The sequence below is a fragment of the Rhizorhabdus sp. P4_G5 genome, assembly GCF_056401065.1.
Map to the genome: position 1 here is coordinate 544,785 of NZ_JBFUKB010000003.1, position 13,529 is coordinate 558,313.

Annotated in this window: 11 protein-coding genes; 2 read left to right on the forward strand and 9 right to left on the reverse strand. The window is 65.2% G+C overall.

Going from position 1 to position 13,529, the window contains the following annotated elements:
- Position 1 precedes the first annotated feature (1 nt).
- Positions 2-1,177, forward strand: a complete 1,176-nt coding sequence (locus AC1DQK_RS06965) for an acetyl-CoA C-acetyltransferase (RefSeq protein WP_477868763.1) — start codon at positions 2-4, stop codon at positions 1,175-1,177.
- Positions 1,178-1,179: 2 nt separating this feature from the next.
- On the forward strand, positions 1,180-2,196 hold the full coding sequence (locus tag AC1DQK_RS06970; RefSeq protein ID WP_477868765.1) for an acyl-CoA dehydrogenase family protein: 1,017 nt from the start codon (positions 1,180-1,182) through the stop codon (positions 2,194-2,196).
- A gap of 3 nt (positions 2,197-2,199) precedes the next feature.
- Here AC1DQK_RS06970 and AC1DQK_RS06975 read toward each other — a convergent pair whose 3' ends face one another.
- The 9 genes from AC1DQK_RS06975 to AC1DQK_RS07015 form a co-directional block, all read right to left on the reverse strand.
- Positions 2,200-2,949 (reverse strand): beta/alpha barrel domain-containing protein, encoded by a 750-nt coding sequence (locus AC1DQK_RS06975; protein ID WP_477869266.1) that lies wholly within the window; start codon positions 2,947-2,949, stop codon positions 2,200-2,202.
- Positions 2,838-4,136 (reverse strand): oxidoreductase, encoded by a 1,299-nt coding sequence (locus AC1DQK_RS06980; protein ID WP_477868766.1) that lies wholly within the window; start codon positions 4,134-4,136, stop codon positions 2,838-2,840. Before AC1DQK_RS06980 ends, AC1DQK_RS06975 begins: the two co-directional genes overlap by 112 nt.
- Positions 4,133-4,888, reverse strand: coding sequence for an SDR family NAD(P)-dependent oxidoreductase (locus tag AC1DQK_RS06985; RefSeq protein ID WP_477868768.1), 756 nt, complete (start codon positions 4,886-4,888; stop codon positions 4,133-4,135). The genes AC1DQK_RS06980 and AC1DQK_RS06985 overlap by 4 nt, the downstream gene beginning before the upstream one ends.
- Positions 4,885-5,769: an SDR family NAD(P)-dependent oxidoreductase gene (locus AC1DQK_RS06990; protein WP_477868770.1), complete on the reverse strand. Its 885-nt coding sequence runs from the start codon at positions 5,767-5,769 to the stop codon at positions 4,885-4,887. Before AC1DQK_RS06990 ends, AC1DQK_RS06985 begins: the two co-directional genes overlap by 4 nt.
- Before the next feature lie 2 nt (positions 5,770-5,771).
- Complete coding sequence (locus tag AC1DQK_RS06995) at positions 5,772-7,130, reverse strand: spinster family MFS transporter (RefSeq protein WP_477868772.1); 1,359 nt, start codon at positions 7,128-7,130, stop codon at positions 5,772-5,774.
- Between the two features lie 11 nt (positions 7,131-7,141).
- Positions 7,142-8,476, reverse strand: coding sequence for an FAD-dependent oxidoreductase (locus AC1DQK_RS07000; RefSeq protein WP_477868774.1), 1,335 nt, complete (start codon positions 8,474-8,476; stop codon positions 7,142-7,144).
- Between the two features lie 66 nt (positions 8,477-8,542).
- The gene (locus AC1DQK_RS07005) at positions 8,543-11,005 is read right to left on the reverse strand and encodes a TonB-dependent receptor (RefSeq protein WP_477868776.1); all 2,463 of its coding nucleotides are present in this window, start codon (positions 11,003-11,005) and stop codon (positions 8,543-8,545) included.
- A 73-nt stretch (positions 11,006-11,078) separates the two neighbouring features.
- Positions 11,079-12,161 carry a phosphotransferase family protein gene (locus AC1DQK_RS07010; protein WP_477868778.1) on the reverse strand — a complete coding sequence of 361 codons (1,083 nt, stop codon included), beginning with the start codon at positions 12,159-12,161 and terminating at the stop codon, positions 11,079-11,081.
- A complete protein-coding gene (locus AC1DQK_RS07015; RefSeq protein WP_477868780.1) occupies positions 12,158-13,393 on the reverse strand; it encodes an acyl-CoA dehydrogenase family protein in 1,236 nt (411 codons plus the stop codon). Before AC1DQK_RS07015 ends, AC1DQK_RS07010 begins: the two co-directional genes overlap by 4 nt.
- Positions 13,394-13,529: the final 136 nt, after the last annotated feature.

Below are 13,529 nucleotides of genomic sequence, written 5' to 3' on the forward strand. Positions count from 1 at the left end.
GATGCCCGAAGCCTATATCATCTCCGCCCGCCGCACCGCCGGCGGTCGCCGCAATGGCCGGCTGGCCGGCTGGCACCCCGCCGATCTCGGCGCGGCCGTGCTCGATGCGTTGGTCGCGGAGAGCGGCGTCGATCCGGCGGCGATCGACGATGTCATCATCGGCTGCGTCAGCCAGGTCGGCGAGCAATGTTTCGCCTTCGGCCGCAACATCGTGCTGGCATCGAGCCTGCCCGACAGCGTCCCCGCGGTGACGATCGATCGCCAGTGCGGTTCTTCGCAACAGGCGCTGCATTTCGCCGCACAGGCGGTGATGTCGGGCACGCAGGATCTGGTCATCGCCGGCGGCGTCGAGAGCATGTCGCGCGTCTTCATGGGATCGCCGCTGACCCTGGCGGCGCAGGCCGGCATGGGCGAGGGCCCGTTCGCCAAGAGCATCCAGCAACGCTATGGCGTCCCGGAATTCAGCCAGTTTTACGGTGCCCAGGTGATCGCCGACAAATATGGCTTCGATCGCGAGACGATGGACCGCTTCGCGCTCGACAGCCACCAGAAGGCCGCCGCGGCGATCGCCGCCGGCGCCTTTGCCAGTGAGATCGTGCCGATCCCGGTCACCACCGCTGCCGGCGAGAAGATTGTCCATGATCGCGACGAGGGCGTGCGCGTTGAATCGACCATGGAATCGATCGGCTCGGTCAAGCTGCTGAGCGAGGGCGGCACGCTGAGCGCCGCCACCGCCAGTCAGATCTGCGACGGCGCGAGCGGCGTGCTGGTCGCGTCGGCGGCGGCGGTGAAGGCGCACGGGCTCACCCCGATCGCCCGGGTGGTGAACCTTACCGTCACCGCCGGCGATCCGGTCATCATGCTCGAAGAGCCGATCCCTGCGACCCGCCGTGCTCTGGCGCGGGCCGGCATGACGCTCGACGACATCGACCTGTTCGAGGTCAACGAGGCGTTCGCATCGATCCCGCTCGCATGGCTCAAGGCGCTGGATGCCGATCCGGCCAGGCTCAACGTCAATGGCGGCGCCATCGCGCTTGGCCACCCGCTCGGCGCGACCGGCACCAAGCTGATGGCGACTCTGGTTCACGCGCTGCACGCGCGGGGCAAACGCTATGGTTTGCAGACGATGTGCGAGGGCGGCGGCATTTCCAACGTCACGATCGTCGAGCGGCTCTGACGATGGATCTGGAGCCGAGCGAGGAGCAGGCGATGCTCCGCGATATGGTTCGCCGTTTTCTTGAGCGCCGTCAGGACATGGCCAGCATGGGGCGCGGGCCGATATCGAACGAGGATTGGTGGGCATTGGCCGACCTCGGGCTGTTCGCTTTCCTCCTGCCCGAACGAGCGGGTGGCACGGGCGGGCGGTCGCAGGATGCGGCCATCGTGGCGGAGGAACTGGGTCGCGCCATGGCGATCACGCCGCTTGCCGAGAGCGTCTTGCTTTGCGCTGCTTTGATCGGGCGCTGCGGTACGGCAGAGCAGATCGCGCAATGGGTGCAACCGGTGGTGCAGGGCGAAGCGATACTTGCTTATGCCGCGGGCGATGGCTTGCGGCATGAAGGCGCCAGCCTCCACGGACAGGCGCATATCGTGCGCTATGGCATGGACGCGAGCGCCTTCGTCATCGCCTTGCCGGAGCGGCAAGGGGCGGTCCTGATGTCCGCTGAGGCAGCCGGGCTCAGCCGCACGCCCGTCCGCCTTGCCGACGGCACTATCGCCGCCGAGCTTCGGTTCGACAGCGTCGCCGTAGAGGCGCTTGATGTGACCGCGGCCGATCTCGACGCGGCGATTTCGGATGCCGAACTGGCGACGATCGCCGAGATGGTGGGCACGATGACGACTCTGTACGGGCAAACCGTCGAATATGTGCAACAACGGCGGCAGTTCGGGGCGCCGATCGGCAGCTTCCAGGTGGTCCAGCACCGCGTTGCGCGCCTGTTCGTCATCCTTGAGCAGGCGCGCTCGATGATGCTCAAGGCGGCGCTGGTCGAGGACGGTGATCGGGCTCGCACGGTCACCGCCGCCAAAGCGTATGTCGCCGACGCGGCGCTGCGGCTGGCGCAGGATGCGACCCAGCTGCACGGCGGAATAGGTGTGACCGATGAACTGCCGATCGGCCGGGGCCATCGCCGGCTGCTCGTCCTGTCGCATCTGTTCGGCGGGGCCCTGGCGGCGCGGGCCAGGCTGGCAGCCTGAGCCTTAGAGCCGTACCGCGAGCCGGTGCGCCTCGAACAGCGCGTGGGAGAGGCGCCGCGGTGCCATGCAATCGCCGATTCGGTGGATCTCGATGTGGCGCGCGAAGGCGGCCGGGGATGGGCCCGCCGGTTCCCGCCCGGTCTGCACCACGATGAGATCGGCCTCGATCACCGTTTCGCTGCCATTGGCCAAGCACATCAGGTGCGCCTTGCCGTCCCCGGCGTGGAGCAGTTCCGACAATGGCCGAAAGCGCGCGTCGCCCGCGCCCAGCCGCACCAGCAACGGCGCCAAGCTTTCCGATGGGATCGCGCTGGCGATCGTTGCCGACGGCGTCGAGATGCTAATCCGCCACCCCGCGTCGACCAGCGCGTTGGCGACGCCATAGGTCCACCAGAAGCCGGTGCCATCGTCATGCACCAGCGCATGCCCGGTGCCATGAGGCGCAGGGGCGCCGTCGCGCAAAATGTCGATCCAGGCGCTGACGCCGGCACCATGGCGCTCCGAGTCGAGCGGCCGGGGCAGCGCGCCGGTAGCCAGCACGAGCGCATCGGCCGTGCCGGCAAGATCGGCGGGGCCATTGATCCGGCGACCGAACGCGACGGTGACGGGCAGGCGCCTGAGCTCACTCTGCAAATGATCGATCAGCCGCAACAGCCCGGTCCGTCCAGGCACCGACGCCGCATAGAGAAACTGTCCTCCCAGCCCGTCGCCGGCTTCGTAGAGCGAGACATGATGTCCGCGTAGCGCTGCGATCCGGGCGGTCTCCATGCCGGCGGGCCCGCCGCCGACGATCGCGATACGGCGAGGACGCGCCGCAGGAATGACAGGGGCGAAAGCGGATCGCTCTCGCGCCCCGCGAGCGGGTTCACGGCGCAGTGCAAGTGGGGCGCGAAAGCGCGGCAATCCTGGTTCAGGCCGATACACGGGCGGATGCGCCCAGCCTCGTTTCGCTCGGCCTTCGCCACCCAATCGCCATCCGCGACGAAGGCCCGGGCGAAGCCGATCGCATCAGCCTGTTCCGCCGCCAGCGCTGCTTCGGCAAGAGCCGGAGACGTGAAACGCTGACCGACGATCGTCACCAGTCCCGATGCGGCGCGCAGCGTGCCGGCCGCTCGCGCCGCGGTCGCCTCCGGCTGGGTCGCGTCCTTCACATAGGCGCCGCGCGTGCCCAAAGTGACACTCAGATAATCGACCGGATGGCCGCGCGCGACGGCTTCGGCGATGCGCCGCGTATCGGGCAGTTCGAGGCCCTCTGCCTGTTCCTCATCGGCACTCAGCCGCAGCCCGAGCAGGAAGGCATCGCCGCAGGCGCTGCGGATGGCGTCGATCAGCTCGAACAGGAACCGCATCCGCCGCTCTGGATCGCCGCCCCAGCGATCCTCGCGATGGTTGGTGGCGGGCGACAGAAACTGGCCGACGAGATAGCCATGTGCGCCGTGAATCTCGACGCCGTCATGGCCGGTCGCCTTGAGGTTGCTTGCCGAGCGGGTAAAGTCGACGATGACGCGGCGGATATCGGCTTCGTCCATTTCGTGCGGCGAGAACAGGTCGCGTGGCGAACGGATCGGGCTTGGCGCGATCAGGGGATGATCGCTCTCCATGCCGATCGACTCGCGCCCCAGATGAACGATCTGCCCGACGATCGCGGCGCCCTGCGCGCGCACCGCAGTGGCACGGCGTGCGAGCATCGGCAGCACATCGTCATTATAAGTTTCGATCAGCTTGCGTCCGCGGCGTGCGCTATCGGGTGAAACGACGGCGGCTCCGGTGATCAGCAGGCCCGCGCCGGACCGTGCCCGGCTCTCGTAATAAGCGATATCATCGTCGGTGGGCGCTCCCGCTGCGACCATGCTGGTGCCGTGCGGTAGCATGACGATGCGGTTGCGGAGCGTGACCGGCCCGACCGTGAGCGGTGAGAATAGCCGCGGAAACGGCGTCATTGCGCGACGCAGCCGCCGTCGATTACCAGTTCGGCACCCGTCATATAGCGGGATTCGTCGCTCGCGAGGAAGAGGATCGCGTCGGCGATTTCGTAGGCCTGGCCGGCGCGGCCGAGCGGGATTTCGGCGAGCCGGCGCGCGGATTTCCCGGGATCAGCGAAGAAGGCCGCCGCCAGCGGGGTCTCGATTAGCCCCGGGTGCAGCGAATTGGCGCGTATCCCGTTGCCGAGCGCGGCGCATTCCAGCGCGGTCGCCTTGGTGAACATGCGGACGCCGCCCTTGGCCGCACAATAAGACCCCGCGTTCACCCCGCCGATGAATCCGCGGATCGACGATATGTTGACGATCGCGCCATGCCCCGATGCGGCAAGCAACGGCAGCATCGCGCGTGTGCCGAGAAAGACGCTGTCGAGGTTGATCGCCATCGTCTCTCGCCACTGTGCGAGGCTGGTATCGGCGATCGATCGCATGACCGCATTGCCGACATTGTTGACCAGCACGTCGAGCCGAGCGACCTCAGCACCGATGCGATCCGCCAGCATCGCCCATGCCGCCTCGTCGGTGGCGTCGAACGGCACGGCGCGATGCCGGTCTGCGGGTGCCAATGCTGCGAGCGCATCGCCAAGGCGATCGATGTCGCGGTCGGCGAGATAGACATGTGCTCCCTCGGCCGCGAAGCGCCGCACCGCCGAAAGTCCGATCCCCGAGGCCGCGCCCGTTACCAGGACAATGCGATCGGCGAACCGGTTCATCTGCGGTCGAGCCCGGCGTCGCGGCGGCTCATCGCGACGATATCCTCGAAATTCGGATTGGCGCGCGCCAATATGTCATCCGCCCGCTGCCGGATCGCCGGATCGAAGCTCGTCGTGGTGAAGGCGTAGAAGCGATTCTCGATGATCGCTGCGAAGGCGATGTCGGCGGCTTCCTCGGGCGTGGTGGCGTGGCGATAGAGTTCATCGCGTATCGCCTCGAGATCGGCGGATTCCTGCAATGGGCCGTCGCCATCGGCGAACGCGTCGGGGCGGTGGCGTTCGGCGTCGTAGATGCCCGTGGCCACCAGTCCAGGGCAGAGCATCGTCACCCCGATTGGGGCGCCCACCTCCTTGAGCCCAGCATAGAGCGCCTCGGTAGCGCGCACGACGGCATGCTTGGACGCCCCGTAGCAGGCGGAGCCCGAACCACTGACGACGCCCGCGACCGAAGCGGTGTTGAGGATATGGCCGGGGCGGCCCGCAGCGATCATCCGCGGCACGAAGGCCCGCATCCCGTGCACAACGCCGTAGAGGTTGACCCCGAGCGACCATTGCCAGTCGCCCAGACTATATTCCCAAACCTTGCGGTGACGTCCGCCGGGAACGATGCCGGCATTGTTGCAGAGCAAATCGACCGAGCCGAAGCGGTCCCAGGCCAGATCGGCGAGGCTGGCAACGCTCGCTGCATCGGATACGTCGGTTCTTACGGCCAGCGCCCGTCCGTCGCCCAGATCTGCCTCTACCTTGGCCGCATCCTCGAAGCGGATATCGGCGAGCACGACGTTCATACCTTCGGCCGCCGCCCGGCGGGCGAGCGCGGCGCCGATGCCGCTCCCGGCACCGGTGATGACGGCCGTCTTGCCAGAAAAATCGGAGATCATTTCTATCCTTTCGCGGGGGCTGTCGTTGTCGGGATCGGGCGAGAGCCGGGAACTTCCGGCGCTTTCCCCTGCGCCATGGCCGCGCGATAGAGCCGAGCCGCGTAGACGAACAGCATTGCGCCGACGACCGAAGATATCAGCGACAGCGACAGCGCATAACGAAGCCCATTATCGCCCGCCCCGAACTGCCGAACCAGCAGATCACTCAGCATGCCGGTGCACCATGGACCCAGCCCGAGCCCGAACAGATTGAAGATCAGCAGCAGCACCGCGTTGCTGAAAGCGCGCATGTGGGCGGGGACGAGCGACTGGGTAACCGCGAGTACCGGGCCGTAATAAGCGATCATCAGCAGCGAAGAGATTGCGGCCATCGCGATCGACAAGCCTGTCGAAGCGACCAGATATTGCGCCAACGCCACCGGCACGGTCGTGCCCACGGCCAGCGCCATTATCCAGACGCGCCACCGCTGGTCGCGAACTGCCAGCCGGTCGGCGAGAAAGCCTCCTAGAAACATGCCCACCGCGCCACCGGCTCCGCTCAGCATCGCCATCAGCAGCGACACGTTCTGAAGCGACAGGCCATGATTACGCGTGAAGAACGGTGCGTTCCAGGTCATCATCGCATATTGCGAGAAGCCGTGCAGCATGGTGGCGAGTACGACGTAGCGGAACGCCTTTTCCTGCCAGAGGAAGGTCAGCGCGGCCCGTACCGGCACGGTTTCGGTGCGCGTTCCAGCCGCCTCGAAGCGTCCGCGCGGCGGCTCCTTGATCAAGGCCAGTGCGAGGGGAGCAAGCAGGAGCCCTGCCATTCCAATGATTGCGAACGACAACCGCCAACCGACCGTGGCCGCTAGCCAACCGGTCACGCTATATCCCAGCATCATTCCCACCGGCAGCGCCAGTCCCCAGGCTGACATGGCAGTGGCGCGGCGCGCGGGTGGATAATAGTCGGCGAGGAGCGATACGCTGGCTGGAACGCTACCCGACTCGCCGATCGCGACGCCGATGCGGAAGAAGACGAGTGTGCCGAAGCCGATTGCCAGGCCGCTCAGCCCCGTCATCGCACTCCAGATGGCGAGCGAGGCTGCGACCAGAAACCGCCGGCTCATGCGATCGGCGAGCCGGGCAACCGGCAGCGACAAAGTCGCGTAGAACAGAGCGAAGGACAGGCCGGTCAGGGCCCCCATCTGCGCGTCCGACAGGCCAAGTTCCGTCTTGATCGGGATCTGCAAGATCGAAAGGATGGTGCGGTCGATATAATTGAAGGTCGACACCAGGAAGAGTGCGAACAAGGCGTTCTTGCGCACGGACGTGTCATCCGAAGCGGCGTGCTGGCCTGGCGCTTGAGACGGGATGTTCATCGGATCGCCCTTCAGTTCCAGCCGGCGGTGCGCGCGGCGGTGATCCCGAACGTCATGGCCAGCGCTAACCCCCCGGCATAGCCGGTGCCGAAGGCGCCGCCCGCGTCGCTGCCGGCCGCCAGCAGCCCCGGGACGGGCCTTCCGGTTCGATCGAGCACCCGCGCCCGCGTATCGATCGTCAGCCCGCCGAAGGTGAAGGTGATCGCGGGATGCACGACCAGCGCATAAAAAGGAGCGCGGTCAAGCGGCTCGCACGCATCCATGCGCGGGGGATCGAGCGTTTCCCATCCCTGGCGGGCAGCCTCGTTGAAGGCAGCGACAGAGCGCTCGACCTGGCCGCCGTCAAAGCCCTGCTCCGTTGCAAAGGCGGCAATCTCCGCGAGGGTCGAGGCGACGATCCCCTTGCCGCCCAGTTCGAGCGCCGCCTGCATCTTGTCGACTGGCACCCCCGTCGCGACGATCGGCTGGGTCGCATATTGCTCGTGCACGCGCGCGTCCCATATGCACAGGGCCCGGGCGTTGCGCTGAATCAGCGTTGCATAGCTGTTGGCATGGTCGCCGAAGGTCTCGTCGCAAAAGCGCAGACCCTGCTCGTTGAGCAACAGCGCCTGCTCGCTGTGATATTGCGACAGCATGACATAGAGGCGTTCCTCTCCCCATTCCGTCGATTCACTGACCAGGTGGCCGTAAAAGCCGGGGTTGGTAGCGGCAATCTCGCCGCCCGCGGCCTCGCCAAGTCGTAGCCCCTGTCCATCGCTAAACGGGTTCGACCGCAGCCGCATGTCACGCGCGTGTGGATGGATATAGCGCGCGCGCAGCTCGGGCGATGCCTGGAAGCCGCCAGTGGCCAGGATCGTCGAGCGCGCCCGCACTGTCACATCACCATCGGCGTGACGCGTGCGGGCGCCGATCACCGCGCCCGCATCGTCCTTGATGAGCGTATCGCTGGTCGTGCCCAGGATTACATGACCCCCCGCCGCTTCGACCAGCGACGCGCAACCGCGCACATGTTCGACGATGTCGATCTGGTAGCCATAGCCGTGGAGGACGCCCATGCGCGGCGAAATGGCCACCTCGCGACGCCTGAGCCAGGCGATCGCATCGGGATAGGTATCGAACAGGACGTCGCCGAGCACCGGGTCGCCACCGGCATAGAGCGCCATCTTCCCGCGCGATGATGCGGTCCACAACACCCCGCCGGAAAGCACCGCCGATCCGCCGATCGCCGGCGCTCGTTCGACAACGATGGCTTTCGCGCCCCGCTCGGCGGCCCAGCCCGCCGCCGACAGGCCCGCCATGCCGGCACCGATGACAAGCAGATCGCAATCGATGGTGTCTTCGTCCATTCCGTCCGTTCCTGGCCTGGCCTGGAGTCGTGCCCCTCCCCTCGAAAGAGGAGGGGGTATCGGCAGCTAGAACTTCATCTCCCCCTGGAGAACGACGGCGCGGGGTTCACCCGCGACGGTGAAGACCTCGCCAATGCCGCCGGGCTTATCGACGCCCAGCGTCGCATAGCGCCGGTTGGTCAGGTTACGGCCGATCAGCGAGATGGCCCAACGGTCGTCCACGGTTGTGATCCGCGCGCCGGCGTTGACGGTCGTGAAGCCCTTCTGGAACGACACCGGGTTGAGGTTGAGCCCGCTATAATAGCCCGACGTGTGACGAATATCGGCATTCACGGTCATCCTGAACTCCGACGTCAGATCGAATTCCTGCACGATTCCCGCCGTGAACACCCAATCTGGCGAGCGATAGACGGATTTTCCGGACAGATCCTGATGAGCGGGGACCGCTGTGGTGGTTGGGGTCGCCGCCACGGCCGGAATACATCCGGTCGCGACCGTCTGTCCGGCATAGCATTGGGCGATCGGGAAGCGTTCGAATTGAGCGTCGTTATAGGATGCCGATGTGCGTAAAGTCGTCCCCCTGGCCGGGCGATAGCTTGCTTCGAATTCGACGCCCTGGGTCAACGTGCTCGCGGCATTCTGGGTGACGAACACCGGCGAACCGTTCGGCAGCACCAGCAGCGACGTCAGCGGCAGGCCCTTATATTTGTACCGGAAGCCGGTGAGGGTGGCGGTGAGTCGGTTGTTGAGGAGCGACGCCTTGGTGCCGATCTCGAAACCGCGCACCTTTTCCGCGCTGAAACTCAACGTATCCTTGGTGGCGGTCGCAGCGAGGATGCCCGGATTGGAGAACCCGCCGGCTAGGTAGCCGGTCTTGTAGGCGCCATAGATCATCACGTCGTGGGCGGGATGCCAGGTCACGGTTGCTTCGGGCGAGAAATTGTCCTCGCTCTTGCGACCCCGGATGACGGTGCCGATAGGGAGCTGCCCCACAGCGTTCGAGTTCACGAAAGTCGTGAAGCTCCTCAGACTGTTCCTTTGCTTGGTGTAACGTCCACCACCCGCAAGCTCGAGCGCATCCGAGAATTTGAAGATGAGCTGGCCGAACGCCGAGTAGGCGCTGCTCCTGTTATGCTGCTCGTTGTCATAGGTGTGGAATTTGCCGCTCGTTGCGTCCGGCAGCATCGCCCCATTGGCGCCGCCGACAAACAAGGTGCGCCGGTTGCGTTCATAATGGCCGCCCGCCGCGAAATTGAACATGCCGTCGAACGAGGAGACGACGCGGACCTCTTCGTAGAAGCTCTTGTTCTTCTCGTTGCTGTAGGACCAGAACTGCGAATAGGCTGTGCCGTCGGCATTGCCCTGGCTCACATAATCATAGTCATAATAGCCGGTAACCGATGTCAGCTTGATCTTCCCGACCTCGTAATTGAGGGAGAGTGTCGGCATCGCGGTATCGTTGCTCGAAAAAGGCTGCCCGTTGTCGTGGCTCTTCACCTGCGGCCACAGATTGATGATGGTGGGCGACAGCCACCCCTGCGAGGATCGATTGTCGAGTTTGCAGTCGCCGGTCGGATCGAGCAGGCCGGTGCTCGTGCCGGGACGTGCCCGGGACGCGGGGCAGCCCATGACCTCGTCGAAGCTCTGCAGACTCTGGCCTTCGTAATGGCTGTAGAGCATCTTGAAGGTGGCATCGAAATCGCCGGCTTCATATTTGAGCGTCAACCTGCCGGCCAGCTTCTTCTCGGCGCCAAGCTTGTGCTGCGCAGCGGGCACGAACACGCTGCCGGTGGCGCCGCTGCGCAGCAGGTCGACCACACCGTTGTTCTGGTTGCGGATATAGCCCTGGCTTTGGCTCGCGAACAGGGCGACCCGCGCGCCCAGATTTTCGGTGAGCGGCCCGGCGATCGCACCTTCCAGCGAGGCCGTGTCGGCGGTGAACTCATAACCGCCGCGCAGATAACCGGACAATTCCGACGTCGGATCGGCGGATTTGACCGAAACCACGCCGCCAGGCGAATTCTTGCCGAAGAACAGCGCTTGCGGCCCCTTGAGGACATCGACCGTCTCAATGTCGAACAATGCGTCGTTGAGGATGCGGCCGCGGCTGATCGCCATACCGTCGAAATCCAGGAGAACTGACTGCTCGACCCCGGCATCGAGGCTCGCCGAACTGACGCCGCGCATGGTGATCGACGTGCCCGATCCTGTGAAGCCGCGGTCCAGCGAAATCTGCGGCGCCAGAATCTTGATGTTGGCGATGGACGTCATGTTATACTGGCGGATGTCCTGCGCGCCGATGACGTTTGCGGCAACCGGGACATCGATCAGCCGCTCGGTGCGGCGACGCGCTGTCACCACGATATCGGTAGCGGATTGCGTGCCGGATGATTCCGCGGCATCGGTAGGTGCCTCGGCTTGCTGATCAGCCTCGGCGCTCCAGGCCGCAGCCGGATAAGCCAGGCAGATAATCGCACTGCTCGCCAGCAGCAGTCGCGTCAGCGGAATGTCATGTGATAGGCGCTTCATTTCCCTCTCCCCTGGATGGACGCTGAGCCGGCTTTGATTTTGAGCTCAGGGTCGGTGATGGTCCTAAGCTTGCTTACGAGGCGCCCGCGCGCCGGGCTTGCGCCCACGCCGCCTTGGCCAATGGCTCGATACGGGTGACGATGTCGGATGCGTTCGCGGCCGTTTGGACACCGTCCCGAGCGCGGCCGGCGATGCCCTGCAGGATCGCGGCCACCCGGAACAAATTGAATGCGCGATAGAAAGGCAACATCGGATCGACATCGAAGCCGGTTCGGTCGCGATAGCGCATCGCATAATCCTCAGCCGTTGGGATGCCGAGGGCACCGAGATCCTTGCCCAGCAATGTGCCGCGCACATCCACCCCCTCAGGGCGGAACCATTCCATCATATGATATGTCAGGTCGCCGAGCGGGTGGCCGATCGTCGACAGTTCCCAATCGAGGGCGGCCACGACGCGTGGCTCGGTCGGATGGATTAGCAGATTATGGAACGAGTAGTCGCCGTGGACGAGGCTTGATAATCCCTTTTCCTCGGGAATCGCGCCGGGTAGCCATTCGATCAGCCGGTCCATCTCCGGCAAGTCGTGCGTTCGCGAAGCCGCATATTGTCGCGACCAGCGCGATACCTGGCGCGCGAAATAATCGCCGGGGCGGCCATAGTCGCCAAGCCCGAGCCGCTCATAATCGACGAGATGGAGCCGGGCGAGCGTCTCATTGGCCGAATCATAGACGGCCGCCCGCTGCTCGCGCGTGAGATCGGGCATCATCGCGTTCCAGAAGATGCGCCCCTCCACGTGGCGCATCACATAGAACATCGTGCCGATGACATCCTCGTCCTCGCACAGCACCAGCGGCTCCGGCACCGGCAGACCGGCCTCGAACAAGGCGCGGGTGACGCGATATTCGCGATCGACGGCATGGGCCGATTTGAGCAGCACGCCGGCCGGCTTGCGGCGCAGCACATATTTGGCGTCGGGCGTGATCAGCAAATAGGTCGGGTTCGATTGGCCGCCTTCGAACTGCTCGACCGCCAGCGGGCCTGCAAAGCCCTTCACCGCGCCATCGAGATATTGTGCGAGCCTTCGCTCATCGAACCGGGCGCCGGCGGCGACGGTCGACGTGCCGCCGATATAGGATGCGGGCTGCGGAGCGCTCATGCGCGCGGCCCCCGATATTTACCGAGTTCGATGTGCGCCAGCTGGCGCTCATGCACCTCGTCGGCGCCGTCGGTCAGCCGCACGATGCGGGTGTTGGCATAGAGTTCGGCAAGCCCGAAATCGTCGGACACTCCGCCGCCGCCATGCGCCTGAATGGCTTCGTCGACGATCCGCTGCGCGATTTTGGGTGCAGCGATCTTGATCATCGCGATTTCGGCGCGCGCGGCCTTGTTGCCCACCGTATCCATGCTGTGCGCGGCCTTGAGGCACAGCAGCCGCGCCATCTCGATCTCGCAGCGCGCACGGGCGATCCGCTCCTCCCACACCGAATGCTCGGCGATGGGCTTTCCGAACGCGTGTCGCGTCAGCAGGCGGCGGCACGTCTTTTCGAGCGCGACCTCCATCGTCGCGATGTTGCGCATCGTGTGGTGGATACGGCCCGGCCCGAGCCGGCCTTGGGCGATCTCGAAGCCACGGCCTTCGCCAAGCAGCAGATTTGCGGCCGGCACCCGGACATTTGCGAGGTCCACCTCGAAATGCCCATGCGGGGCGTGATCGTAGCCGAACACCGGCAAGTGGCGGATCAGCGTGATGCCAGGCGTATCGCGCGGCACGAGGATCATCGACTGCTGTGAATATGCCGGCGCGTCCGGGTCGGTCTTGCCCATCACGATGAAGAAGGCGCAGCGTGGATGGCCGGCACCCGACGACCACCATTTGCGGCCGTTGATCACATAGTCGTCGCCGTCGCGGCGAATCTCGGTCTGAATGTTGCGCGCATCCGATGACGCGACCGCTGGCTCGGTCATCAGGAAAGCGGAGCGAGTCTCGCCATCCCGCAGCGGAATCATGAAGCGCTGCTTCTGGTCCGGCGTGCCATAGCGGTGCAGCACTTCGAAATTGCCCGTGTCGGGCGCCATGCAGTTGAACACTTCGGACGCGAAGGAGATGCGCCCCATCAGCTCGGCTATCGGCGCATATTCGACGTTGCTCAGTCCGACGCTGGTGAAATATTCGTCATCATGCGGGGACGGCGGCATGAAGATGTTCCACAGGCCCTCCGCCCGCGCCTTGGACTTCAGCTCGTCGAATATCGGCGGGATCTCGGCCCAGCGATCGATCTGGGCGAGTTGCTGGTGATAGACCGGAACGGCCGGAACGATATGATCGTCGATGAAGGTGCGTACGCGCTCCATCCACTCCCGCGATCGTGCCGATTGTTCAAAATCCATTTCGCTCCCCTAACAGCCTGGCCAACGAGGCCGTCGTGAGACAGCTCCCGTCGAGGTGGGCTCGTTCGACCAGTCGGTCGGGAAAAACTGGTAATCGACCGACTGGTCGGCTGTCAATGGAAAATGCCCGACCACG